21 protein-coding genes are annotated in these 26,289 nt (G+C 55.0%); 9 read left to right on the top strand and 12 right to left on the bottom strand.

What is annotated here, in order from left to right:
* Positions 1-118: 118 nt before the first annotated feature.
* Positions 119-2,488: a glycoside hydrolase family 31 protein gene (locus tag DBY68_RS15600; RefSeq protein WP_146745468.1), complete on the bottom strand. Its 2,370-nt coding sequence runs from the start codon at positions 2,486-2,488 to the stop codon at positions 119-121.
* Between the two features lie 14 nt (positions 2,489-2,502).
* Positions 2,503-3,804 carry an MFS transporter gene (locus tag DBY68_RS15595; protein ID WP_108474672.1) on the bottom strand — a complete coding sequence of 434 codons (1,302 nt, stop codon included), beginning with the start codon at positions 3,802-3,804 and terminating at the stop codon, positions 2,503-2,505.
* Between the two features lie 299 nt (positions 3,805-4,103).
* Between DBY68_RS15595 and DBY68_RS15590 the strand changes: the two genes are divergently transcribed.
* Positions 4,104-5,207, top strand: a complete 1,104-nt coding sequence (locus DBY68_RS15590; protein ID WP_146745467.1) for a LacI family DNA-binding transcriptional regulator — start codon at positions 4,104-4,106, stop codon at positions 5,205-5,207.
* Here DBY68_RS15590 and DBY68_RS15585 read toward each other — a convergent pair.
* From DBY68_RS15585 to DBY68_RS15565, 5 genes are all read right to left on the bottom strand, one after another.
* A complete protein-coding gene (locus DBY68_RS15585; protein ID WP_108474671.1) occupies positions 5,174-6,439 on the bottom strand; it encodes a DUF1479 domain-containing protein in 1,266 nt (421 codons plus the stop codon). The genes DBY68_RS15590 and DBY68_RS15585 overlap by 34 nt on opposite strands.
* A 161-nt stretch (positions 6,440-6,600) precedes the next feature.
* A complete protein-coding gene (locus DBY68_RS15580; RefSeq protein WP_108474670.1) occupies positions 6,601-7,416 on the bottom strand; it encodes a Cof-type HAD-IIB family hydrolase in 816 nt (271 codons plus the stop codon).
* Positions 7,417-7,512: 96 nt separating this feature from the next.
* Positions 7,513-8,415 (bottom strand): Rpn family recombination-promoting nuclease/putative transposase, encoded by a 903-nt coding sequence (locus DBY68_RS15575; protein ID WP_108474669.1) that lies wholly within the window; start codon positions 8,413-8,415, stop codon positions 7,513-7,515.
* Positions 8,416-8,646: 231 nt separating this feature from the next.
* Positions 8,647-11,079, bottom strand: a complete 2,433-nt coding sequence (locus DBY68_RS15570) for a formate C-acetyltransferase/glycerol dehydratase family glycyl radical enzyme (protein ID WP_108474668.1) — start codon at positions 11,077-11,079, stop codon at positions 8,647-8,649.
* A 4-nt stretch (positions 11,080-11,083) separates the two neighbouring features.
* Positions 11,084-11,983, bottom strand: a complete 900-nt coding sequence (locus DBY68_RS15565; RefSeq protein WP_108474667.1) for a glycyl-radical enzyme activating protein — start codon at positions 11,981-11,983, stop codon at positions 11,084-11,086.
* 133 nt (positions 11,984-12,116) lie between these two features.
* On the opposite strand from DBY68_RS15565, the gene fsa reads away from it, so the two are divergent.
* Entirely contained in the window at positions 12,117-12,779 is a 663-nt protein-coding gene (fsa, locus tag DBY68_RS15560) for a fructose-6-phosphate aldolase (RefSeq protein WP_108474666.1), read from the top strand.
* Positions 12,780-12,867: 88 nt separating this feature from the next.
* Here fsa and moeB read toward each other — a convergent pair whose 3' ends face one another.
* Positions 12,868-13,617, bottom strand: a complete 750-nt coding sequence (moeB, locus tag DBY68_RS15555) for a molybdopterin-synthase adenylyltransferase MoeB (RefSeq protein ID WP_108474665.1) — start codon at positions 13,615-13,617, stop codon at positions 12,868-12,870.
* Complete coding sequence (gene moeA, locus DBY68_RS15550; protein WP_108474664.1) at positions 13,617-14,852, bottom strand: molybdopterin molybdotransferase MoeA; 1,236 nt, start codon at positions 14,850-14,852, stop codon at positions 13,617-13,619. The genes moeB and moeA overlap by 1 nt, the downstream gene beginning before the upstream one ends.
* A gap of 163 nt (positions 14,853-15,015) precedes the next feature.
* Between moeA and iaaA the strand changes: the two genes are divergently transcribed.
* From iaaA to DBY68_RS15520, 6 genes are all read left to right on the top strand, one after another.
* A complete protein-coding gene (gene iaaA, locus DBY68_RS15545; RefSeq protein WP_108474663.1) occupies positions 15,016-15,954 on the top strand; it encodes a beta-aspartyl-peptidase in 939 nt (312 codons plus the stop codon).
* Between the two features lie 11 nt (positions 15,955-15,965).
* Positions 15,966-17,813: a glutathione ABC transporter ATP-binding protein GsiA gene (gene gsiA, locus DBY68_RS15540; protein ID WP_108474662.1), complete on the top strand. Its 1,848-nt coding sequence runs from the start codon at positions 15,966-15,968 to the stop codon at positions 17,811-17,813.
* Positions 17,814-17,845: 32 nt separating this feature from the next.
* Complete coding sequence (gsiB, locus tag DBY68_RS15535; RefSeq protein WP_108474661.1) at positions 17,846-19,384, top strand: glutathione ABC transporter substrate-binding protein GsiB; 1,539 nt, start codon at positions 17,846-17,848, stop codon at positions 19,382-19,384.
* A gap of 40 nt (positions 19,385-19,424) precedes the next feature.
* Positions 19,425-20,345, top strand: coding sequence for a glutathione ABC transporter permease GsiC (gene gsiC, locus DBY68_RS15530; protein ID WP_015965178.1), 921 nt, complete (start codon positions 19,425-19,427; stop codon positions 20,343-20,345).
* Entirely contained in the window at positions 20,346-21,257 is a 912-nt protein-coding gene (gsiD, locus tag DBY68_RS15525) for a glutathione ABC transporter permease GsiD (protein WP_108474660.1), read from the top strand.
* 418 nt (positions 21,258-21,675) lie between these two features.
* Positions 21,676-22,911, top strand: a complete 1,236-nt coding sequence (locus DBY68_RS15520; protein ID WP_108474659.1) for a hypothetical protein — start codon at positions 21,676-21,678, stop codon at positions 22,909-22,911.
* A 116-nt stretch (positions 22,912-23,027) separates the two neighbouring features.
* Here the strand turns inward: DBY68_RS15520 and DBY68_RS15515 are convergent, their stop codons facing one another.
* From DBY68_RS15515 to rimO, 3 genes are all read right to left on the bottom strand, one after another.
* Positions 23,028-23,567 (bottom strand): DUF2058 domain-containing protein, encoded by a 540-nt coding sequence (locus DBY68_RS15515; RefSeq protein ID WP_108474658.1) that lies wholly within the window; start codon positions 23,565-23,567, stop codon positions 23,028-23,030.
* 45 nt (positions 23,568-23,612) lie between these two features.
* Positions 23,613-24,095: a cold shock domain-containing protein gene (locus tag DBY68_RS15510; RefSeq protein WP_108474657.1), complete on the bottom strand. Its 483-nt coding sequence runs from the start codon at positions 24,093-24,095 to the stop codon at positions 23,613-23,615.
* Between the two features lie 217 nt (positions 24,096-24,312).
* The gene (gene rimO, locus DBY68_RS15505; protein WP_108474656.1) at positions 24,313-25,620 is read right to left on the bottom strand and encodes a 30S ribosomal protein S12 methylthiotransferase RimO; all 1,308 of its coding nucleotides are present in this window, start codon (positions 25,618-25,620) and stop codon (positions 24,313-24,315) included.
* A gap of 237 nt (positions 25,621-25,857) precedes the next feature.
* On the opposite strand from rimO, the gene DBY68_RS15500 reads away from it, so the two are divergent.
* Entirely contained in the window at positions 25,858-26,232 is a 375-nt protein-coding gene (locus tag DBY68_RS15500) for a biofilm formation regulator BssR (protein WP_229837678.1), read from the top strand.
* Positions 26,233-26,289 lie beyond the last annotated feature (57 nt).

Raw genomic sequence — 26,289 nt, 5'->3', positions numbered from 1 at the left:
CATGCCTTATCTCCAGAATGATGGTGAGCGTTATTTAATACCTGAGATTATGGATGGGAAAATGAAGGGGAGTGAAAACAGAACGGCCCATCCTCGGGCCGCTCTCTTTTTTACAGCGTTATTCCGCGAGTTTCCACGCGTCAATTAACTGACCGTTGACGCGCAGCTGGCGTTTCTCATCCTTCGGCAGAGAAATCGTTAAGGTTTTCCACGCCGGGCGATAATCCCCACGGGCGCTGATGTTCAGGTTGATAGTTGTTCCATCGCAAACCATCTCCCATTCCACCCAGAGCGCATTCCCATTCTGATAACCCCACGATTCGCCGTCATCTTCGAACAGCAGGCCGGATGTGGTGCCCACGCCTTTTACCGGGAAGAGTTTCAGTTCGCGGGTATCATCGTCTTTGGCGCTGACAAAGGTGATGCGCTCGCTAAACGGCAGGGCGGCCCCGGCGCGAACCAGCAGCGGCAGTTTCTCAAGCGGCGCGTCTCGGGTGATCCACTGCCCGCCGCTAAACCATTCCTCGGTGTAAAAATCGTACCAGCCGGTTTCGTTATCAGGCAGCCAGAGACGGCGCTCGCGCTGGCCGGGCTCAACCACGCTTGCCACCAGTAAATCACGTCCCAGCAGGAAGTCATCGCACTCCTCGAACGTTTGCGCGTCGTGCTCGTGGTCGAGGAACGTTGGGCGCAGCATCGGTTCATCGTCTGCGTGAGACTGCCACAGCAGGGTGTAGAAGTAGGGCAGCAGGCGATAGCGGAGTTCAATGGCGCTGCGAATCGCCGGTGTAACTGCCGGATACATCCATGGCTCGTTGACCGTGTGATCGTCATTCCATGAGTGAATGGTAAAACGCGGGTGCATCACGCCGTTCTGTACCCAGCGTACAAACAGTTCCGGGTCTGGTTTATCGCCGGAGAAACCCCCAACGTCATGGCCCAGGTTATAGAGACCAGACAGGCTCATCCCCAGCCCCATTCGCGTGTTATAGCGCAGGGTATCCCAGTTGGTGCGGTTATCACCGCTCCAGGTTTGCACATAACGCTGCATGCCTGCACAGCCGGAGCGCGAAATTAAGTATGGGCGCTTATCTGGCGCAAACTGCTGCTGCGCTTCCAGCGAGGCGCGCATCATCAGCAGCGGCATTACCGGGCGGATGTGTTTGATGGCAATTTGTTGGCCGAAGCCGTGGCAGCGCGCTTCCCCGTCCCACACTTCAAATTCGTTATTGTCGTTCCAGGTGGAGTCGATCCCCATCTCCAGTAGCTGTGTGGTGACGCCGTCTTTCCACCAGTTAACAGTTTGCGGATTGGTGAAATCGAGGTGCGAACCTTCGTCATCCCAGAAGCTGGAGCGCTCCGGTGCATCGCTTTCAGAATCACCAATAAATAATCCTTTCGCCGCCACCTCGTCATAGCGCGGATGATCCTGCAACAAACACGGTTTGATGTTGGCCGCCAGATGCAGCCCGGCATCGTGAAACGCCTGGCTCATCATTTTCGGCTGCGGCACTTTTTCATAGTTCCAGTTGAAGACGTAGCGCTTACCGTTGATCGAGGTATAGCCGGATGAAAGCTGGAACGAGTCGCACGGAATGGCGTGCTCGTCGCACAGGCGAATAAAGTTCATCAACTGATTTTGCGCATCCGGCGCGTCGGTGTAATGCATAGTGGAACCACTGTAACCCAGGCTCCATTTCGGCCCGAACAGCGTTTTCCCGGTCAGGCGCACAAAGGCTTTGGTGACGTCGAGCACGCGCTCGCCGGTAAAGATGTAGTAGTCGATATCGCCTGCTTCCGCCTGCCAGCGACGGTACGCGGTGTGATAGTTATCGATCTCGTTACCGAGATCCAACCAGCAACTGCTGAGGTTGTCGTAAAACAGACCAAAACTGATATCGTCGCGGCGCGTAATGGTGAACGGAATATGTTTGTAGAGCGGGTCGGTGCTGACGGCGTTATAGCCCATCGCGTCCAGGTTACGCATCTCATAGCGTTTACCGTTGCGTTGCAGGTCACCGGCTTTATCGCCTAACCCATAAAAACGCTCATCTTTACGGCGGCTTTGATAGTGTGCCACACCGTCGCCGTGGGCGTTCAGCAGATAGGCGCTGGTGGGGCGATCGTTGACTAACGGCTGCCATTCGCCTGCGGTATTACGGTAGTGCCACTCCAGCCACAGCGGCTGGTGGACGGTCGCGCGCAGGGAGTCGGTGGCGACAATGATCGTGTCATCCTGCTCGGTCAGCGTCCAGCCGGGCAGGGTAAAGCCACTGAGATCTTCACGTGGTCGGCCTTCCCACGGTACGTCCTGCTGCGGGGCGATGCTCCAGGTTCTGTCCAGCGCCAGCTCGCCTTTGCGCTTAATCAGTACGCGGAACAGGGTTTCTTCCAGCACGTACAGACACAGGGTATGTTGGCCGTCGACCAGCAGTTCAATGTGGTGATCAGATTGCTTTTGCAGGGTCCAGTTTTTCAACGTTTTCATTTTTACATCCACTCTCAGGCGCGTTTTGCGCGACGTTCAGCAATAAATGCCACCAGGAAACAAGCGCCGATCAGGTCGAAGAAACCCATGGCGACAAACAGCGGGTTGAAACCGATTTTGTCGGCGGTCACCCCAATAATCAGCGAAAAGAGGAAGCTGGCGATCCAGGCCGCCGAGCCGCGCATACCGTTAACGGTCGCCATCTGACCTTTATCGAAAGACTCAACCACCAGTGCGCTCAGCATGCAGGAGATGATCTGGTGACCGAAGCCGCCAATGGACATCAGTATCACGGCTACCACCGGATCTTTAGTGATGGCGACGACCGCCAGTGAAATCATCATGAAGGCGCCGGTGACTGAGCTGGCGACGGTGGAGTTGACGCGTGAACAGCCAAACAAACGCGTATAAAGCCGGGTCAAGTAACCGCTTGCTACACTGCCGAGGTCTGCCGCCAGGAACGGCAGCCAGGCAAAGAGGGCGATTTGCTTGAGATCCATGTTGTACTGTTTTGCGAAGTAGAGCGGCATCCAGAAGCTGAACACGGCCCAGGCCGGTTCGGCCATAAATGCCGGTATGGCAATACCATAAAAGCGTTTGTTTTTGCCGACAGTTTTCAGTGCGGTAAAGAACGGCAGTTTGACCGGCGGTGCTTCGTTATCCTGACGGATGTACTCCAGCTCGCGTTTGCTCAGATTGGGGTGTTTTTCCGGGTTGTGGTAGAAGGCCCACCACAGCACAACCCACAGCATCGCCAGCACGCCGGTAAACATAAACGCGCCCTGCCAGCCAAAGGAAGCATGTGCAAAATAGATAATCGGTGGTGCCAGCATGGCGCCAACAGAGAACCCTACGCCTGCCCAGCCAGAGGCAATCGGGCGCTCAGTTTTCGGGAACCATTCGCCAATCGTTTTGGCGTTGGCGGGCGTGGCTGCGGCTTCCGCCCCCCCCATAAAGAAGCGCAAAATCGCCAGATGCAGCCAGCTCCCGGCCCCCGCGTGCAGCAGACAAGCCAGCCCCCACAGGGTGGCACAAATCATAAAGCCAAGCTTCAGGCCGATAACGTCGATTAACCATCCGCAAAGGGGCTGGAAAAGGGTGTAGGCAATCTGAAACGCGCCGACGATCCAGGAGTACTGCTCGGTGGTAATGCCGAGGCTGGTTTTTAGTTCAGGTGCCAGAATACCCAGCGAGTTACGGGTAATGTAGTTGACGGTTACGCCAAGCAAAAACAGAACCAGCATCCACCAGCGCAGGTTCTTCACCACCCGGCGGGTTTTGCTGACGGTCATATCATTATTGATGCCCTGACTCATGGGGATCTCCACAGAATTTTGTAGGGTAAGGTGAGGCAACTCCGTGGAGAGTTGTCACACCAATCTCATTAACCTTCTGATATCTTTATTATTTGCTGTAAGATACTTCCGCTATTCTTGTATGGAAGTTGTTCTACCAATTCAGACTAAGAGTTACAAAAAGGCAGGGAAAGCGGGTTTTGTGCACGTTTTTTCATGAATGGCTGAGATACATTATCAATGCCTGCTTTAGGCCTTATGACATAGGGTGTTTGCCTAATGAAAATTCTTTCATTCGTGAATTTGAATCGGATCACAAAATGGAAAAGAAGCTGAAAATCGCTGAAATTGCCCGGCGCACCGGGCTCTCTGCCAGCACCGTTTCGCGCGTGCTGGCGGGCAAAGCCAACACCAGCCCGCGCGCGCGTGAACAGGTATTGAAAGCGGCGCGCGAATTAGGGGTGATGGACGGAATGGCCGCGGGGCGTTTGTTGCTTAACAGCCTGATGATCTTTGCACCCCCACGCGCTTTCGACGAACGTTCAGATGTCTTCTACTACCGCGTGATCCAGAGCATCAACAAAGCGCTTGCTCCGCACGAGGTACGTCTGCGTTACTGTCCGCTGGAAGAAAATGACAGTGACCCAACGCTGTTTCTTTCAAGGATGAACGAAGCGGAAACGCAGGCGGCCGTCCTGTTGGGTATCGACGATCCGCATATCCATGATTTAGCGGCTGATCTGGGTAAGCCTTGCGTGCTCATCAACTGCCGCGATGAACGTATGCGTTTGCCGGCGATCTCCCCGGATCACCGCATGATTGGTGCCTTTGCGGCCCGCTATTTGTTTGAAATGGGGCATCGGGAAGTGTTGAATATTATGTGCCTGCGCCGTTACACCATGGAACAGCGGTTGGCGGGCATCCGTGAGTCCTGGGCCCAGCATAATTTGCGCTTCCAGCACGATAAAGATCTGCTGAATATCAACAGTTTCAGTGCCAAAGCCACGGAAGAACGCGTGAGTGAGTGGCTGGATGCGCATAAAGGGCAAAACCTGCCGACGGCGTTTTTGGTGGGAAGTGATTTTATGGCGGCGGGTGCCATAAACGCGCTGCGTCTGCGCGGTCTGCGTGTGCCACAGGATATCTCGGTGATGAGCATTGATGGCTTTAATCTTGCGGCTATCGAGGATGTTCCGCTGACCGCAGTACATGTTCCCCGTGACGAGCTGGGCAGTGAAGCGGTGCAGATGCTGCAACAACGGCTGATTCGCCCGGATGCGCCGGTTGGTTCGCTACTCCTGCATGGGCGATTAGCTGTGCGGGAATCGGTGCGGCGAGTGCGCCCCGGCAAAGGGCACACCGCCGTCGAACGTGAAGGGCTTTATGACAATCACTCTTCCATACCGAGCGCGCGTCTGCCATGAAGATTCAGGTCGTTAAGCGTAAAGCGGCCTTCCCAGTCAACCTCGTAGTCCTCGCGCGGAAAGTCGCCCGGCGATGCGCCTTTCTCCAGCGCAGCCCGCACTTTGTGCGCGTAGGCGAGGTTTTTCTCACACATTGGCGCGGCAGGGATATACATCACGTTGCCCCAGCCTTGCTGATTTTCCACCGGCGCGACGGCGTGAATCACGTCGCAGTGCCACCATACGGAATCACCGGCTTCCACTGCCGGAATTGAGGTCAGCGCCTTGATAAGCAACGGATGCCACTTTTCGGAAATCGGCAATACTTTGCCTGGCGCGACGCCGCACAGTTCATCTTCTGGCACATCATCGAGCAGCGGACGCAACAGAACGTAAGCCATCGCTTCCGGGATCGGCACCACGTGGAGCAGGCCTTGATCCGCAATCATATCCGAGAGCGCGACCCAGCCCTGGAAGGTGCGGAAGACGGAGCATTTGGTGGTGTTATCGACGGTGTATTCCTCCACCTCGGTACGGTGCGCCGCGTTCCAGGGATCGTATTCATCAATCCTGCCATTAAACACATTGGCAAACACCTGTTGATAGGCGGGCAGCAGCCAGCGTTCCAGCGCGCCGGAATCCGTATGTGCGCCAAGCCCTTTCGAGGTGGTGCCCGGCGGGCGGCGGCGAATACGATCTGGATAAATCACGCTGACGTCCGGGTTAAACCACGGTTTGCCGTCACTCTCAACCTGCCACAGACGGTTCAGAAACGACTGTACAGCGGCCATGTTGTCGCTCTGGCGGGCCTGCATTTGCGCCTGCGACCAGTAGATAGGGTAGATCTCAGGGCGCGATGCCTCCAGCGAGCCAAAGAAGCTGTCGCCAGGGCCTTTGTAGACATCATCAAAGTGGTTGGCATCCAGATAATCCAGCATGGCGCGATCCCACGCCAGCGCCTGCTCACGCGGGAAATGACCTTTGATCACCGTACAACCGCGACGTTTGATCTCGTCACGCGTTGCCTCGCTGATGGCACCGGAAGCAATGTCAGCGTAAGGGAGCTCTGGCCACACCGGCAGGCCCTTTGTTTTTCGAGCTTCAATTTCGGTGACACGCGCTTCAATTTTCGCCGCCAGCTTATCGAAAACCTGCTGTACATCGCCGAGTTGTGCACGCAGTGCGGCCTTCATCTGGCGAATTGCTAATTTTGGATCGGCAGGCAGCGTGTCGTGGGTAAAGGTAAGAGCCATATCAACCTCGCAATCTTTCATTCGAAAGTAAAAATTATTACATGTGATACTTTAAGTTAAAAATAAGTTAATGCAAGTTTAAAATGTTGCTGGCTGATTCGGCAGAGATCGGTAAGCCGGATAAGGCAAAGCCGCATCCGGCAATATACGGGGGGGCAGGCTTACGCCCGGAAGGGGCCAGTTTTGTCCAGCACGGCCTGAATAACATTTAACGCGCCGTGATGGTTGTTATCATCCGTTTGATAATCGGCAATCGATTTAATACTCTCGGCAGCATTTTCCATCGCAAACGCGTATTTCACCAGCTTCAGCATTTCGGCATCGTTGCCGCTGTCGCCAATCGCCACGCACGCCTGCGGTGAGATATCCCAGCGCTTAAGCAGACGACTGATGCCGTTGGCTTTGTGCAGGCCGGGAATGATTAAATCGATAAAACCAAAGCCGCTGGTGACCGGTTTCATCACGCCATCGAGAGAGACACGCAGTTTATCAATCAGCAGAGGAATCTGTTCATCGGGCAAATTGAGCGAGAATTTAAACAGCTTATCGTCGATATCCGCGTAGCTGGCGACGCGCTTCAGGCGGTAGTAGTGCTTTGACATCAGCGCCACAAACTCATCGGGCGCGTTTTCGCTGACATACGCGCTGTCCAGACCGCAGGCCACAAAGTTGAGCGTTTTATCCTTCAGTAGCTCGCCAATCACTATTTGCGATTCATGATGGGTCAGTTCACCGTGGAAAAGCTGTTGACCGTGCTCATACACCAGCGCGCCGTTTTCAGCGACGAAGGAGATGCGGTTCTGGATTTCCGGAAAGAAGGTGATGAGCTGGTAATACTGATTACCGCTGGCAACGACGAACTCAATGCCACGCTGTTGAAGCTGTTCAAACTGCGCCAGAAAACGGTCACGATCGTACTTTTTGGCGTCATTAAGAAAAGTTCCGTCCATATCGGTGACGATAACTTTAACGGTCATACTCAGTGCTCCTGATGTAACTGCGACCAGAAACATTCTAATTACAATGTGACCGAAACCACAAATTTATTTCATATGAAAGTATGAGGGCGTGGGTTAATGTGCTTGCTGTTGCAATTCCTCCACCGCCACGCCGGTTATCGCGCTGACTTTTTCACGATCAAGGCCTTCTTTGAGCAACGTTTGTGCGATGCGTTGCGCGGCGATACGCTGGCCTTCTGATAAACCTTCTTCGCGCCCCTTTTGATGTAACTGTTCCGCAATAGTCATCAGAGTCTCCCTGTGCTTTGGCGCGCGCTGCGCCAGTTTCTCCAGCAATGCGCTACAGTTCTCGGTGTTGCCTTCTACGAACATATAGCTCACTAACGCTTTTAACTGCGTTTCCGTAGTGTATCCCAACAGTAAAAGGGTCACCAGTTGCTCAAGCAAACCTGAGAGGTCGCGCTGACGAATATGTTTTTGTAGCAGCTCGAGCAGCGCCATTCGACGGTGCTGCATGATGTCGTCATCCGGCGTGACGGTGATATCCACCAGCGGGAAAGCATTGTAGAAAACCTGGCGGGCCAGGTCGGGATCGTCAAATTCGTCAATCCAGTCCATTGAATGGGGATAAGGGCTTTCCACGCCGTGATAAAACAGAATCGGAATGACAAGTGGAATGGTTTTATGGCCGATATCCAGATGACGTTGCATCGCCGCGATGGCGTAGCGCATCAGGCGAAAAGCCATATGATCGTCCGGCGAGCTTTGATGCTCGATGATGACGTAAATATAGCCGGCGCCGTTCCCGGTTTGTAGGGAGTAGAGTACATCGGAGTAGCGGGATCTCAGTTTTTCGTCGAGAAAACTTTCGGGCTCAAGCTTAAGTGTATCGAGGTTGCAGTGCGGGCGTAAAAAGGGGGGGAGATGCGCTTCAAGAAAGTCGCGCGCGGTTTCACCGTGGCGCAAAAACGTTTTGAAAATCGCATCATGGGGCGTGGCGGGAAATTTGGTTTTCATGGCTATCCGTGCCGGTTGTTTAAGATAGGCGGACTGTAGCACTCGCGAAATGTTGTGTGTTTTTGGCGTGATTATCCTGCGAAGCGACTCGGAAAACGGCACTGTAAGACGTAAAAAAGCCGGGTTTCCCCGGCTTGAAATATTGCCTGATGCGCTGCGCTTATCAGGCCTACATGACTTGTGCCATGATTTGTAGGCCGGATAAGGCGTTTACGCCAACCCGGGAAGGGCTTACAGCGTATGCTCCGTACGCGCGATGATATCGTCCTGCGCATCCGGCGACAGAGCGGTGAAGAACGCCGAGTAACCTGCCACGCGCACCACCAGGTCGCGATATTGATCCGGATGTTTTTTCGCTTCCAGCAGCGTGTCGCGGGAGACGATGTTGTACTGAATATGCCAGCCTTTGTGCACCTCAAAGAAGGTACGTAGCAGCATCATCAGTTTTTGCTTATCGCTGTCGTTATCCAGCGTCGCCGGGTTCAGCTTCTGGTTTAGCAGCACACCGCCAAGTATTGCGGCGGTCGGCAGCTTGCCTACGGAGCTAATCACGGCGGTTGGCCCCAGATGGTCAGTACCCGATGCCGGGCTTGCGCCTTCCGCCAGCGGGGTTTTGGCTTTACGGCCATCCGGCGTTGCCATGGTTTGGGCACCAAACGGCACGTTGGCCGAGATAGACGATGTGCCGGCGTAGTAGTTACCGCCAATCGGGCCACGGCCGTAGCGCGGGTTATGATACTGCTTCAGTTCGTCGATATAGGTCTGGTAAGCGCGTGCCAGCAAGGTATCAACGCTATCGTCGTCGTTGCCGTACTTCGGTGCGCCGTTGATCAGGCGTTGACGAAGCTGTTCATGCGTCAGCCCCTCGTAATCTTCCGCCAGCGCTTTCGCCAGTTCCTGCTGGCCAATCAGCCCCTGATCGAAGACCAGTTTTTTCACGGCTGCCAGGCTGTTGCCGAGGTTTGCGATACCGACCTGAAGCCCGGAAACCCAGTCATATTTTGCGCCGCCTTGCTTGATGCTTTTCGCGCGCTCGATACAGTCATCAACCAGCGCCGAGCAGAGAATATCGTGGACGTTCTCTTCCAGCATCGTATCGACGACGTACTCAATTTCGATCGACTTACGCGTGTAGTAGCGAATTTGTGTATCCCAGGCTTCCATCACTTCATCGAAGTTATTGAAGTTACCCGCAGAAAGCGCTTTTTCCTGTGCATGGAATACCTGCTGGCTGGTGGCGTCGCGGCCACCTTCCATTGCCGCCAGCATCACGCGGGCGAAGTTGATAAAACTCATGCCGGTGCAGCGATAGCCCCATTTCCCGCCGACGGCGGTTTCGATGCAGCCGATAGCCGCATAGTCGTAAGCATCCTCCTTTTCGACGCCGAGTTTAATAAATTCCGGAATAACGATTTCATCGTTGTTAAATGCCGGCATACCGAAGCCGCAGCGAATCACCTGTACGCAGGCATCAAGGAAATCGTTGCTCATGCCCGCGTGGTAACGCACGCTCAGGTTCGGCTGAGTGGAACGCAGGCGTCCGCAGGATTCGAGAATGGCGTAAGAGAGCGGGTTGACCGCATCCTGCGCTTCACCATTCACCAGTTTCTGCCCACCGATGGTCACGTTCTGATACAGCGGGCTACCGGCAGAGGCTTTGGAGTGCGAGCCGGAACGAATTTTGTTCACTTCCAGCAGTTTCAGCCAGCAGCTGTGCAGCAGCTCAATGGCGTGCTCGCGGTCCAGCGTCTGTTCCAGTTCGACGTCGCGGCGATAATACGGATAGAGATACTGGTCCATCCGGGCGAAGGAAACCGAGTGCCCGTTGGACTCAATTTGCAGAATCAGCTGAATGAAATAGCACAGTTGCAGCGCCTGCCAGAAGGTTTTCGGTGGCTGGTGGGCGATGATGTCGCAGTTTTCCGCCATCGCCAGCAGTTCGTCGCGACGGCTCTCGCGCGTCTCTTCAGACGCCATTTTGCGTGCCAGTTCAGCAAAACGCACGATGTGCAGGCTGACGGCTTCAAGAACAATATCAATCGCTTTCAGGAACTGCTCGCCGTGCAGATCGTCCAGCACGGTCAGGTTAATGCGCGTGCGGCGCTCGGCCACTTTGGCACGCATACCGTCGAGGCCTTTTTCCAGCAGCAGCGGGAAGTTCACCGCCAGGTGCGCGTCGCCAGAGGTCATATTGCCTTCGGCTTTGATAATTCCCGTGGCCAGCAGTGCTTTTTGCTCATCGGTAAACATACCGTAGCAGCGATCCTGCACGGTCTGGCCGCGCCACCATGGGCACACTTCGTGCAGCACGCGTTTGTTCTCTTCGCTCACCGCGAAACCAGCACCCGGGCGATCCGCCAGATCGTCAATCTCTTTCTCAATCCAGCTCACGGTATATTCCGGGAAGATAGGTGCAGCGCGTACTTCGCTTGCCTGGTTACCGATGATCAGCTCGTCGTGTTTGATCCAGATAGTGCGCTCTGCCAGATGATGTGCCAGCGCCAGCGCGCGGCGAACCGGAATGGGTTTATCCAGATGCTGTTGGTAGGCTTCGGTGTAGTGACGGGCGCGTTCGGTACATACCGGCGGCTTGACGATGTTTACCAGCGCGGATTTATGCGCTTTGATGCGGTCGGTTAATTTGTCGAGCGTCAGAGTGGTCATCAGTTTATCCTCGTAGGGTCGCCGTTAAGCCTTTTTCGCGGGCATACTGCTGGGCAAAATCCAGCAATGCCGGGTCATCGAGCGGCTTGTCGGGGGCATTGTAGGGTTGGCCAAGCAGCGAATATTTATTGATGCCCAGCGTGTGATACGGCAAAAAGTGAATCTCCTGCGCGCCCAGTTTGTCGGCAGCAAATTCGGTAATGGCTTTGATGGAATCTACATCCGCGTTAAACCCTTGAATCAGCGGCACGCGAATGGTCATTTTTTTACCTGCCACGGCAATACGTTGCAGATTATCGAGCACGCGTTTGGCGGAGCCATCGGTCCAGGTTTTGAAACGCGCGTCGTCAACATGTTTCAGGTCAGCCAGAAAGAGATCGATGTAGGGCAGCGCAGGTTCCAGATAGCGCCACGGCACGTGCAGGCAGGTTTCGACCGCCGTATGAATGCCTTGTTGGTGAGCGTTTTTCAGCAGCGCCAGCGCCAGTTCTGGGTTCATAAACGGCTCGCCGCCGGAGAGCGTCAGCCCGCCGCCGCTGCGATCGTAAAAGGGTTTATCGCGCAGGACGGTTGCCATAATCTCATCGACGCTTTTCTCCTCACCGCAGACGGTAAGCGCCTGAGTGGGGCAACAATCGCTTAGTGCGGCGAGATGCGTTTGGTTAAGCTTCTCACGGTGGATAATCAAGCCATTCAGCGCGCGTTCAATCACCTCAGGCGCCGCCTGATGACAAAGATCGCATCCTTCAAGGCACAGACGCGGATCGAACAGCAGATCCTGCTCGCGGGATCGGCTTTCCGGGTTCTGGCACCAGCGACAACCGAGCGAGCAGCCTTTAAGAAACACTACGGTGCGGATGCCCGGGCCATCATGGGTGGAATAGCGCTGAATATTAAAAATCATAGGTTGCCCTCATCTTTCGTATAAAGATTTAAATACTTTCGAATGAAAGTTATTTTGACGCAAATCAAGCAAACGTGAGGTTTGCCCGTGGTAGTGTTAAAGCATGCTCAATCTCACGGTTTAAGGAACGGCGATGGAACTCTATCTCGACACATCTGATGTAGCGGCAGTAAAAAAACTGGCGCGGATTTTCCCACTGGCGGGCGTGACCACCAACCCAAGCATCGTTGCCGCAGGAAAGAAACGTCTCGACGTTTTACTGCCGGAACTGTACGAAGCGATGGGCGGGAAAGGCCGTCTGTTTGCGCAGGTGATGGCGACCACCGCTGATGGAATGGTGAAGGATGCCCACACCCTGCGCGCGATTATTCCCGATCTGGTGGTGAAAATTCCGGTTACGGCAGAAGGTCTGGCGGCCATCAAGATGTTGAAAGAGGAAGGTATTCCCACGCTCGGCACCGCGGTTTACGGCGCAGCGCAAGGCTTGTTGTCGGCGCTGGCGGGGGCGGAGTACGTTGCGCCTTACGTGAACCGCGTTGACGCGCAGGGCGGCAACGGTATTCAGACCGTCTGTGAGTTACAGGAACTGCTGACGCTACATGCGCCGCGTGCCAACGTGCTGGCCGCAAGCTTCAAGACGCCGCGTCAGGCGCTGGATTGCCTGTTGGCGGGTTGTAAATCGATTACATTGCCGCTTGATGTCGCGCAGCAGCTAATTAGCTACCCGGCGGTGGACGCTGCGGTGGCGAAATTCGAGCAGGACTGGCAAACGGCGTTTGGTCGTACTTCACTATAAGCGTATGTGCGGTGTAAATGCCTGATGGCGCTGCGCTTTGTAGGCCGGGTAAGGCGTAGCCGCCACCCGGCAAACAGATCGCACCCTGTTACCCGCAAACCTCACACCCCGGATGGCGCATCAGCTTCATTTCGCGGAATTGACAGGTCATCGCGTCATACATCACAATTTTCCCGGCGGCAGGCGTACCGTAGTGGGCGAGCACTTTAATCGCTTCCATCGCCTGTAAGGAGCCAATCACGCCAATCAGCGGCGACATCACGCCCGCTTCTACACAGGTCAGGGCATTTTCGCCGAACAGGCGGCTCAGGCAACGGTAACACGGTTCGCCGTCCTGCCAGGTGAAGACGCTGATTTGCCCCTCCATACGAATGGCGGCACCGGAAACCAGCGGTGTTTTATGGCGGAAGCAGCCGGCATTAAGCTGATTGCGCACCGCGACATTGTCGGTGCAATCGAGCACCAGATCGTGCTGTGCGATCAACGCCCACAGCGCGTCGTCGTCGAGGATCGCGTTATGCGTCACCAGATGCGTATGCGGGTTTATCCGCGCCAGCGCATCACGCGCTGAATCGACCTTTGGCTGACCAATGGTGGCGTCGCTGTGCAGCGTCTGGCGCTGAAGGTTGGAGAGCGCCACGGTGTCGAAATCAACCAGCGTTAATTGCCCGATACCGGCGGCAGCCAGATACTGCGTCGCCGCGCAGCCCAGCCCGCCGAGGCCGACGACCAGCACTTTCGCTTCTTTCAGCCGTTCCTGCCCGTCGAAATCAAAGCCGCGCAGAATGATTTGCCGGTTGTAGCGCATCATCTCCGCATCGCTGAGTTCCGCTGCCATCACAGGCCTCCCAGCAGATGATTAAACGGTTCCACTTCAACCCATTCACCTGCTTCTACGTGACCGCGTTCGCGTTCCAGCACGATAAAGCAGTTGCCCTGGCTGAAGGAACTGAAAATATGCGAGCCCTGATGGCCGGTGGTGCTGACGGTCAGTTCGCCGTTAGCGTCTCGCTGCAAAATGCCGCGCTGAAAATCGAGGCGGCCCGGCGATTTTTTCAGGCGCGAGGCGGCACGCACGCGCAGCCGCGGCGCTTGTGTGGCGCCGGTGGAACCGCTCAGTTTCGCCAGCAGCGGCTGCACCAGTTGGTAGAAGGTGAGCGCCGCAGAGACCGGGTTACCCGGCAGGCCGCAGAACCAGCTGTCGCTCAGTTTGCCAAACGCGAACGGTTTGCCCGGTTTAATCGCCAGCTTCCAGAAGCCGATTTCGCCCAGTTCATCAAGAATGGTTTTGGTGTAGTCCGCTTCGCCAACGGAGACGCCGCCGGAGCTGATAACCACATCGGCTTCGCTATCCGCTTTAATAAACGTCTGGCGCAGCTGTTCCGGGTCATCGCGAATAATGCCAAGGTTAATCACCTCACAGCCCAGTTGTTCCAGCATCAGATGCACCGCCAGGCGGTTGGTATCGTAAATCTGACCGTCACCCAGCGGCTGCCCAGGCAGTTGCAGCTCGTCACCGGTGGAGAACAGCGCCACGCGGATCTTGCGCACCACCTCAACCTCAGGAATGCCCAGTGAGGCCAGCACCGGCAGTTCAGCGACCGTCAGGCGTGTACCGGCCGGGAAAACCACCGCGCCGTTGGCGATATCTTCCCCGCGACGGCGGATGTTCTGGCCCGCTTTTACCGGGGCAATAAAGCGCACGCCGGCGTCAGTGTGTTCGGTTTCTTCCTGCATCACGACCGCGTCGCAGCCCGCGGGAACCGGCGCACCGGTCATAATGCGGATACAGCTTCCGGCAGGCCATTCGCCGTGATACGGCTGACCGGCAAAGGCTTTCCCCGCGACCATCAGCGGTGCGTCGGTGGCGATATCGCTCAGGCGTACGGCGTAACCGTCCATCGCCGAGTTATCAAAACCGGGGACATCCAGCGGCGAAACCACATCGCGCGCCGTGATACGACCAAACGCCTGAACAAGCGGAACAGATTCTGAAGTATTAAGCGGGGTGATTCTTCCGAGCATCTGGCTCAGCGCATCATCAAGCGGGATCAGGCCGGCGGTAAAATCCATGGGTAAACTCCTGGGAAAACATCGAATCCGCCCATTATGGCAGAAAAGCGCCGCCCGCTGTATTCCACCAGAGGCGTATCTTTATTCAAAAATCGAATAGGTTTGACGCCACGATAATGATATTTATAGATAAAGTTATTTAATGATAGGCAATGAAGAATCCATGGGAAAAGCAGTGATTGCGATTCATGGCGGGGCGGGGGCAATCTCCCGCACGCAGCTCTCGGCACAGAAGGAACTGGAGTATGTTGAGGCGCTTTCTACGATTGTTGAACAGGCGCAGCACAGGCTGGAGGAGGGCGCGAGCGCGCTCGACGTTGTTACCGAAGCGGTGCGCCTGCTGGAAGAGTGCCCGCTGTTCAACGCCGGTATTGGCTCGGTGTTTACCGCCGATGAAACCCATGAACTGGACGCCTGCGTGATGGACGGTTATTCGCTGAACGCGGGTGCGGTAGCAGGGGTAAAACATCTGCGTAACCCGGTGCTGGCGGCGCGGCAGGTGCTGGAAAACAGCCCGCACGTGTTGTTGATTGGCGATGGCGCTGAAACCTTTGCACAGCAGCAGGGTATTGAGTTGGTCAATAACAACATCTTCTCGACGCCCGATCGCTTCCAGCAACTTCAGGAAGCAAAATCTCAGCGTTCGATTCGTCTTGATCATGATGCACCGCTCGACGAACGCACCAAAATGGGCACCGTTGGCGCGGTGGCGCTGGACAAGCACGGCAATCTGGCGGCGGCGACCTCCACGGGCGGCATGACCAACAAGCTGCCAGGTCGCGTCGGCGATAGCCCACTGGTTGGCGCAGGATGCTACGCGAATAACGCCAACGTCGCGGTCTCGTGTACCGGCACGGGGGAAGTGTTTATCCGTGCGCTGGCGGCTTACGATATCGCGGCGCTGATGGAGTATGGTCACCTGAGCCTGCACGAAGCCTGCGAACGCGTGGTGATGGAAAAATTGCCCGCATTGGGGGGTAGCGGCGGCCTGATTGCCATCGACAGCGAAGGCAACGTGGCGCTGCCGTTTAACAGCGAAGGAATGTATCGCGCCTGGGCCTATGCGGGCGACACGCCAACCATCGGCATTTATCGGGAATAAGGAGGCATTGCTTGCCGCACGCTGAACACCTCGATGCACAGAATGTCCTGAGCGTTCAGGATCTCTGCGTGACCTTCGGCCAACAGCAGGCCGTTCGCCAGCTCAGCTTTAACCTTAAACGGGGCGAGACGCTGGCGATCGTCGGCGAATCGGGATCCGGGAAATCCGTGACCGCATTGGCGCTGATGCGCCTGCTGGAGCTGGAAAACGCCCGCGTGCGCAGTAAACAGATGCTGCTGCGCCGCCGCAGCCGCGACGTCATCGAGATAACAGAGCAGTCGTCCACGCAGATGCGCAAAGTTCGCGGTGCGGATATCGCGATGATTTTTCAGGAGCCGATGACCTCGCTGAACCCGGTATTTACCATCGGCGAGCAAATTGCGGAATCTATTCGTCTGCATCAGGGAATGGGCCGCGAAGAGGCGCTGACGGAAGCGAAGAAAATGCTGGAGCGCGTGCGCATTCCTGAAGCGCAGGCGATGCTGGCGCGTTATCCGCATCAGCTTTCCGGCGGTATGCGTCAGCGGGTGATGATCGCGATGGCGCTCTCCTGTCGCCCGGCGGTGCTGATTGCCGATGAACCCACAACGGCGCTGGATGTCACTATTCAGGCGCAAATCTTACAGCTTATCGACGTGCTGCAAAAAGAGATGTCGATGGGCGTGATTTTCATTACCCACGATATGGGCGTGGTGGCGGAAATTGCCGATCGCGTGCTGGTGATGTATCAGGGCGAAGCGGTCGAGACGGGCAGCGTCGAGACGATTTTCCGCGATCCTCAACATCCATACACCCGCAAACTGCTGGCGGCGGTACCGACGCTTGGCGAAATGCGCGGCAGCGATCTCCCGCGCCACTTCCCGGAATTTGATTCGCCCGCGTCTGCCATTGAAGAACAAAATACCGTGGTTGCCGGCGAGCCCGTGCTTCAGGTGCGCAATCTGGTTGCGCGTTTCGATATACGCAGCGGCTGGTTGAATCGCGTGACGCGCGAAGTTCACGCCGTGGAAGATGTCAGCTTTGATCTCTGGCCCGGCGAAACGCTGGCGCTGGTGGGGGAATCGGGCTGTGGAAAATCGACCACCGGGCGCGCACTACTGCGTCTGGTCGAGGCGCAGAGCGGCACCATCACCTTTAACGGCGCGCGTATTGATACGCTCTCGGCGCATCAGCTTCAACCCCTGCGCCGCGATATTCAGTTTATCTTTCAGGATCCTTACGCGTCGCTCGACCCGCGCCATACGGTGGGTTACTCGATTATGGAGCCGCTGCGTATCCACAAGAAGCTGGAAGGCGAGGCCGCGCAGCAGCGCGTGGCCTGGCTGCTGGAGCGCGTGGGCTTGCAGCCGGAGCACGCCTGGCGTTATCCGCATGAGTTTTCCGGCGGCCAGCGTCAGCGCATCTGCATTGCCCGCGCACTGGCGCTGGAGCCGAAAGTGGTGATTGCCGATGAATCGGTATCGGCACTGGATGTGTCGATTCGCGCGCAAATTATTAATCTTCTGCTTTCCTTACAGCGGGAGATGGGCATTGCGTTTCTGTTTATTTCACACGATATGGCGGTGGTGGAGCGCATCAGCCACCGCGTGGCGGTGATGTACCGTGGGCGAATAGTTGAAATTGGCCCCCGGCGCGCCGTCTTTGAAAACCCGCAACACCCTTACACCCGCAAATTACTGGATGCCGTACCGGTAGCCGATCCCACGCATCGTCGGCCGCAGCGCGTGCTGCTCTCTGACGAACTGCCGGGCAATATTTATAAGCGGGGAGAAGCGGTGGTGAGCGTCCCGTTGCAGCAGGTTTCACCGGGGCATTACGTGGCCCGCGAACCGATGGCAAATGCGCTCTCGCGAGAATAATAATGACAGGCAGGGTACTTCAGGAGAACAACATGAGACAACGCGTATCAGGTAAATGGCTTCTGGCGCTGGGCGTGGCCTCCGCGCTGGCGGCGTCCCCGGCGTTTGCCGCCAAAGATGTGGTGGTGGCGGTCGGCTCGAACTTCACCACGCTCGACCCGTATGACGCCAACGACACCCTGTCGCAGGCGGTGGCGAAGTCGTTCTATCAGGGGCTGTTTGGCCTTGATAAAGAGATGAAATTGCAGAACGTGCTGGCGGAGAGCTACACGGTTTCTGACGATGGGCTGAACTATACGATCAGGCTACGTGAAGGTGTGAAATTCCAGGACGGCACCGATTTCAACGCCGAAGCGGTGAAGGCCAACCTCGACCGCGCCAGCAATCCGGAAAATCATCTCAAGCGTTATAACCTGTATAAAAATATCGCTAAAACCGAGGCGGTGGATGCCAACACCGTCAAAATCACCCTGAAACAGCCGTTCTCGGCGTTTATCAATATTCTGGCTCACCCGGCGACGGCGATGATCTCCCCGGCGGCGCTGAAAAAATATGGCAATGAAATCGGCTTCCATCCGGTGGGAACCGGGCCGTATACCCTCGAAACCTGGAATCAGACCGATTTTGTGAAGGTGAAGAAGTTTGACGGTTACTGGCAAAAAGGGCTGCCGAAGCTGGATACCATCACCTGGCGTCCGGTTGTCGATAACAATACCCGTGCGGCGATGCTGCAAACGGGAGAAGCGCAGTTTGCCTTCCCGATCCCTTATGAGCAAGCACCGTTGCTCGAGAAAAATACCAACCTGGAACTGGTCGCCAGCCCATCAATCATGCAGCGTTATATCAGCATGAACGTGACGCAAAAGCCGTTCGACAACCCGAAAGTAAGGGAAGCGATTAACTACGCCATCAACCGCCAGGCGCTGGTGAAGGTCGCATTTGCCGGTTATGCCACGCCGGCGACGGGCATCGTCCCGCCGTCGATTGCCTATGCGCAAAGTTACCCGGCGTGGAAGTACGACCCGGCGAAAGCGCGCGAACTCTTGAAAGAAGCGGGCTACCCGAACGGCTTCAGCACCACGCTGTGGTCATCGCATAATCACAGCACCGCGCAGAAAGTGTTGCAGTTTACTCAGCAGCAGCTGGCGCAGGTGGGCATTAAAGCGCAGGTGACGGCGATGGATGCCGGGCAGCGAGCGGCGGAAGTTGAGGGTAAAGGGCAGAAAGAGAGCGGTGTGCGCATGTTCTATACCGGCTGGTCTGCTTCAACGGGCGAAGCGGACTGGGCGCTGTCGCCGCTGTTTGCCTCGCAGAACTGGCCGCCAACCCTGTTTAACACCGCGTTTTACAGCAACCCGCAGGTGGATAAAGACCTGACGGATGCGCTGAAAACCACTGACAGTAAACAGAAAGCCAGCCTCTATAAAGCCGCGCAGGATACACTCTGGAAAGAGTCGCCATGGGTGCCGCTGGTGGTTGAGAAACTGGTTTCCGCACACAGCAAAAAACTGACGGGCTTCTATATCATGCCGGATACCGGTTTTAGCTTCGACGAGGCGGATCTGAAGTAAGGTTCTGCCCCCTGCGCGGGGGCTGAACACAAGGAGAGTCATGCTCAACTATGTTATTAAACGCCTGCTGGGGCTTATCCCGACGCTGCTGATTGTGGCGGTGCTGGTGTTTCTGTTTGTCCATATGCTGCCGGGCGATCCGGCGCGCCTGATTGCCGGGCCGGAGGCTGACGCAGAAGTGATCGCGCTGGTGCGTCAGCAACTGGGGCTCGATCAGCCGCTATATGTGCAGTTCTGGCACTATATTACCAATGCGATTCAGGGAGATTTCGGCCTGTCGATGGTCTCGCGTCGCCCGGTTTCGGAAGAGATCGCCAGCCGCTTTATGCCAACCCTGTGGCTGACGCTTGCCAGCATGGTTTGGGCGGTGATTTTCGGTATGGCGATGGGGATTGTCGCCGCTGTCTGGCGTAATCGCTGGCCAGACAGGCTCGGCATGGCAATTGCCGTTACCGGTATTTCCTTCCCGGCGTTTGCACTGGGCATGCTGCTGATGCAGGTTTTCTCCGTTGAACTCGGCTGGCTGCCCACGGTGGGCGCGGATAGCTGGAAGCACTACATTTTGCCGTCGCTGACGCTGGGCGCGGCGGTGGCTGCGGTGATGGCGCGCTTCACTCGCGCGTCGTTTGTCGATGTGCTCAACGAAGACTATATGCGTACCGCGCGGGCAAAAGGTGTCAGCGAGCGCCTGGTGGTGCTCAAGCACGGTCTGCGCAACGCGATGATCCCGGTTGTCACCATGATGGGCTTACAGTTTGGCTTTCTGCTGGGCGGCTCGATTGTGGTGGAGAAAGTGTTCAACTGGCCGGGGCTGGGCCGTTTACTGGTCGATTCGGTGGAGATGCGCGATTATCCGGTGATTCAGGCGGAAGTGCTGCTCTTTTCGCTGGAGTTTATTCTTATCAACTTAGTGGTGGATGTGCTCTACGCCGCCATTAACCCGGCTATCAGGTATAAATAAGTGCGACTACTTAACTGGCGACGCCAGGCCGCTCTCAATGCGCTGCCGACGATTCACAGTACGCAACCGCGCACGCCGTGGCGCGAGTTCTGGCGTCGATTCCGTCATCAACCGGTGGCGATGGCGGCGGGGATATTCATTCTGCTGCTGATTGCTGTGGCGCTGGTCGCGCCGTGGATTGCACCATTCGATGCGGAAAACTATTTCGACTATGACCGTCTTAATGAGGGGCCGTCATTAATACATTGGTTTGGTGTCGATTCGCTGGGCCGCGACATTTTTAGCCGCGTGCTGGTGGGCGCGCAAATCTCACTGGCCGCGGGCGTCTTTGCCGTGCTGATTGGGGCAGCGATCGGCACGGTGCTGGGGTTGCTGGCGGGATACTATGAAGGTTGGTGGGATCGCATCATCATGCGCATCTGCGATGTGTTATTTGCCTTTCCCGGGATCCTGCTGGCGATTGCCGTGGTGGCGGTGATGGGCAGCGGTATGACCAACGTGATTATCGCGGTCGCGATTTTCTCGGTGCCGGCATTCGCACGCCTGGTGCGCGGGAATACGCTGGTGCTCAAGCAGCAAACCTTCGTTGAGTCGGCCCGCAGCATTGGCGCGAACGATATCACGATTATTTTTCACCATATTTTGCCTGGAACTGTGTCGTCGATAGTGGTCTATTTCACCATGCGTATCGGGGTGTCGATTATCTCCGCGGCCAGCCTCTCTTTCCTCGGCCTGGGCGCACAACCCCCCACGCCGGAGTGGGGCGCCATGCTCAATGAAGCGCGCGCGGATATGGTGATGTCGCCGCACGTCGCGCTCTTCCCGGCAATCGCGATATTCCTGACGGTACTGGCGTTTAACCTGCTGGGCGACGGGCTGCGTGATGCGTTGGATCCGAAAATTAAAGGGTAATTGTCTGTTTGCGTGTTTTAGCGTTGCATGAAACACGCAAACAGAGGGGGGAATATTATTCCTTCGTGATAATTACCACCCGGAATGAGGCGCGCCAGGTTATTATTTGAATGCGTATATTCACCCGCAGCGCGCTCAATACAGGACTGTTCCACAATTGATATATATTAAAGTTTTTGTTGTTTTGATTTTAATTCGCATCTTTTGCGAAGAATGCCTGAATATACGAATTTCCAGATATATAAATTGTATTTTTTATTAATATGTTGTTACAAGTAATAGAGCATTAATTGCCTATTTTTAAGCACGTTTCGCAAATATTTCCTCGTCTCGCTAAGCCACCATTATATCAAGACTAAGTATTATCTGAATTATGATGTCGCTAAGCGGCTTTTACGTTGAAAAAAGGAAGTACAAAATGAAACGTTCAACACTCGCTCTATTCATTTCATGCGCAATGTTTTCCGCGGCGAGCTTTGCTACGCCGGTACAATTAGCCTCGGTAAAAAATCTCTCTACCGATAAGGAAGTCAACGGCTTCCAGAGCTCCCTGTTTTACAGCGATACCGGCACGGTAAACGGTTTTGATCTCCCGATTCTTGGCTATACAGAAATGGACCAGGTTAATGGTTTCCAGCTTGGTGCGGCAGCCGGTTCCCACGTGCGTAACGGCGTCAACGGGGCGGCGATTGGCCTGTTCAACTGGCACGGTGGTGAAGACAACGGCCTGAACATCAGCCTGGCAAACCAGGTTGGCGTCATGAACGGTGCCAGCCTCGGTATTTACAGCGCAGCAGACGAACTTAATGGCCTGAATATTGGCGCGGCCACTGCTGTCGGTAATCTGAATGGTACCGGCGATATTAATGGTATGAACGTTGCGGGTCTGGGCAATTATAACAAAGGCCGGATGTACGGTTTGAATGTTGCCGGTCTGGGTAACTACACCGAAGGTACGATGCGTGGCATGAACGTGGCGGGCATTGGTAACTATATTGGCGGTGACATGAAAGGCTTCAACGTTAGCCCGTTCAACTGGATTGAGAAAGATATTACCGGTGCTAACGTTACCGTTGCTAACCATAGCCGTAACGTTGAGGGTCTGAACGTTGGCGCTATTGCGAACTGGAGTGAAGGTGATATTAAAGGCATGAACGTGGCGGTCGTCAACGTTTCCGAAAATATGACCGGTCTGAACGTTGCCCCATTTAACAAATCAAAAGAGACGGTGGGTGCCAATATTTCTGCATTCAACTGGTCTGAAAACACCACCGGTTTTAATATGGCGGCGTTTAACCGCACGAACGACATGACCGGTTTCAACCTGGGCGGTTTCAACGTGGCGAATAATGTCACCGGTATGAACCTGGGCGCGGTTAACTTCAACGGTGGGAGCGTTGAGGGCCTGAACATGGGGGCGGTGAACGTAACCTCTGAAAATGTTACCGGTTCAAACATCGGGGCGATCAACGTAACGTCTGGCAGCAGCTCCAGCGACTTTGGTGCCTTTAACTATGCCGATACCACCAACTTCCAGTTTGGCCTGATTAACGCCACTAAACACCTGGAAGGTTTGCAGATTGGTGTGATTAACGTTGCGATGAACGCCACGGTGCCGGTGTTACCGCTGGTTAACTTCCACCGTTCATTCTGATTCGGGGACTGAGTGCCTGATGCGCTACGCTTATCAGGCCTACAAGGTTTCTGCAATATATTGAATTCGTGATATTTTCGTATGAAAGCCCGAAAGGGCTTTCATTCACTGCGCCATCACCACATCAAATCATCCGGCACTTTAAAATCAGCGTACGGATCGTCTTCGTCCTGCTCTTCCTGACTTAATGCACTGTTTAGTACAATGCTGTCCGCATCACGCTGGGCGATTTTATCTGCCACGCTTGCCGGGATAATAGCGTATTGTGCCTCGCCATTCGCATCGACCAGCAAACGGGCAATCGCCAGGCGGCCATTAATCAGCTGAGTTTGGGTCACTTTATCGACCACCACTTTTTTGATGAGGTTATTGTCGGTAAAGTTAAAATCGATATTGCCTTTGCTGATGGTGATGCGATTCATCTCAATCAGCTGTTTAACCTGCGCTTTCAGCTCTTTCGATAATACGGCCTGTTTTTGCTGCTCGCTCAGTTGCTTATCGCGCTCAAGCTGCGCTTTTTTGTTTTCTTCAACCGCTTCGCGCGCCTCGCGTGCCTGCACGCGTGATTTCTTCGCTGTTCTCTGGACTTTGGCCATTTTTTTGCTGGTCACTAAGCCCGCTTTGAGCATCTGCTCTTGTAAGGTAAGTTTTGTCATCTTGCTTGTCAGTCCGTTAAGAGTGTCAGGGGGAGAATGTCAGGCTTAAACCTTGAGCATTTTCACCGTGGCATCGATATCAATTTCATCTTCCGAGAAGATATGCGTTGTCCCCTGGAAGGTAGTGATCGCCAGTTTTTTCAGCGTGCGCGTCGCGCCCGGTTTGGCCTCACTTTTGGGGCGAATACTGTTCATCAGCACGCCGACTGAAAGTACCGCGTTCTCTTTATCGATACGCGTATCGGCAGGCACATCTTCGCTGAACACCACGTAAGATTTAATTGAGGTAAGTTTCAGACGCTCGCCCGCAATGTAGATATATTTGCTTTCTGGCAGCACTTTTACCGCATACGCCGAGAGCCCTTTGTTGTTAGTCGTGGGCTCAAAGGTTACAGCTGCATCTTTCTTGATAAGATCAGGATTGGCGACCTTAATCACATGAAAATAGCGATTGTCGCCGTTCTCGTCTTTGATAAATCCAAAACCTTTATCTTGAAACCACGTTGTGATTGTTCCGTTCATCGCCATTACCGCCTGATTAATCGTTTATCTACTCAGTTTTTGCAGCGCGCAGTTTAATGCACAATGCCTGCGCAGACCATGCCTTTGACTTAAGTTTGGGTGAGAAAGTGTGGGTTTGCGAGGGAGAGGAGTCAACTGATGGAAGAGGTTAATGCGGCGCTGAGATTCCTTCCTCATGCTTACTCATTCAGAGTTAACGCCGCTCAGTTTTAAACGCGAGTTTTTAAACCCGGCTGCCCCACAGGTCATACTCGTCGGCGTTATCCACCTTCACGCGGATAATGTCGCCCGGCTTGACGTTGGTTTCGCCATTCAGATACACCGCGCCGTCGATTTCCGGGGCATCGGCCATGCTGCGGCCAATCGCGCCTTCTTCATCCACTTCATCGATGATGACCATCACTTCGCGGCCCACTTTCTCCTGCAAGCGCTCGGCGGAGATCTGCTGTTGCAGCTGCATGAAGCGGTTCCAGCGATCTTCTTTCACGTCGTCCGGTACCTGATCCGGCAGATCGTTGGCGCTGGCGCCTTCAACCGGGCTGTACTGGAAACAACCGACGCGATCGAGACGCGCTTCTTTCAGGAAATCGAGCAGCATCTGGAAATCTTCTTCCGTTTCGCCCGGGAAGCCGACAATAAAGGTCGAGCGCAGGGTGAGATCCGGGCAAATTTCACGCCACTGTTTGATGCGTGCCAGCTGGCGGTCAACGGAGCCTGGGCGTTTCATCAGTTTCAGAATACGCGGGCTGGCATGCTGCATCGGGATGTCGAGATACGGCAGAATTTTGCCTTCCGCCATCAGCGGAATAACGTCATCGACATGCGGATACGGATAGACGTAGTGCAGACGCACCCAGACGCCCAGTTTTGCCAGTTCTTCACACAGGCTGACCATGCTGGTTTTAACCGGGGAACCGTTATGGAAACCGGTGCGGTGTTTTACGTCGACGCCATAAGCGGAGGTATCCTGCGAGATAACCAGCAGCTCTTTTACGCCTGCGTCGGCCAGACGTTTTGCTTCAGAGAGCACATCGCCAATCGGGCGGCTGTCGAGGTCGCCACGCATGGACGGAATGATGCAGAAGGTGCAGCGGTGGTTGCAGCCTTCGGAAATTTTTAAATAGGCGTAATGACGCGGCGTCAGCTTCACACCCTGTTCCGGCACCAGGCTGGTAAACGGGTTGTGCTGCGGCTTCGGCGCATAGTGATGGACGTGTTCCAGCACCTGCTCGTAGCTATGCGGGCCGGTAATTTCCAGCACTTTTGGGTGTACTTCGCGAATCTGATCTTCTTTGGCACCCAGGCAGCCGGTGACAATCACCTTGCCGTTTTCTTTTAAGGCTTCGCCAATCGCTTCCAGGGATTCCTGGACGGCGCTGTCGATAAATCCGCAGGTGTTGACGATAACCATATCGGCATCATCGTAGCTCGGGACCACGTCGTAACCTTCTGTACGCAGCTCCGTTAAAATACGTTCGGAGTCCACCAGGTTTTTCGGGCAGCCCAACGATACAAAACCAATTTTGCTCATTTTATATACTATTCATTGCTCGGAATCGGGAGATTATACATACGGCGCGCCACGACAGCCAGATACGTTATTCACCATTTTTCGGGCCGGAGGCCGGGGATTTCTGCCAGTGTAGAAAAAGTGTTTCTGGTTCGTTTCAGTTGTTGAATTATTGACCTCACGCATCATTCTGTACAAAAAATGACCTTATAATAAATGTGCCAAATGGATGAGGAGGGAGGAAATCGCATGAGTGGAATGACGCTGAAACGCAACATGATGAATAAAATCATCAATGCGCGCATCGATCTCGACGCTTATCTGCAACTCAGAAAAGCGAAGGGATATATGTCGGTCAGCGATAACGAGCATCTGCGTACTAATTTGTTTGATTTATGTGGTGAATTACGTCGTAATGCGCCACAGCTGATACAGTCCGCAACGCCGAAAGAAAGGGACGCTTTGCGGCAGGCAGGCGAAGCAATCGCTTCTGCGGCTGTGTGTTTGATGACCGGGCACCATGACTGCCCGACCTCCATCGCCGTTAACGTGGCATCGCTCGAACGCTGTCTGACGACGTTGAGTGAAAGCATTTATAGTATGAATGCCCACATCGACACTTTGCACGCCTGACCTCAGGGGGAGTTAACTCCCCCTGTTAAAGGTTTTGTAAAATCCCCCGCATTATCA

The sequence above is a fragment of the Pseudocitrobacter sp. RIT415 genome, assembly GCF_003057695.2.
GTDB classification, from domain to species: Bacteria; Pseudomonadota; Gammaproteobacteria; order Enterobacterales; family Enterobacteriaceae; genus Pseudocitrobacter; species Pseudocitrobacter faecalis.
The sequence above is the reverse complement of the archived record's forward strand: the minus strand, read 5'-3'. Positions and strand labels throughout refer to the sequence as shown.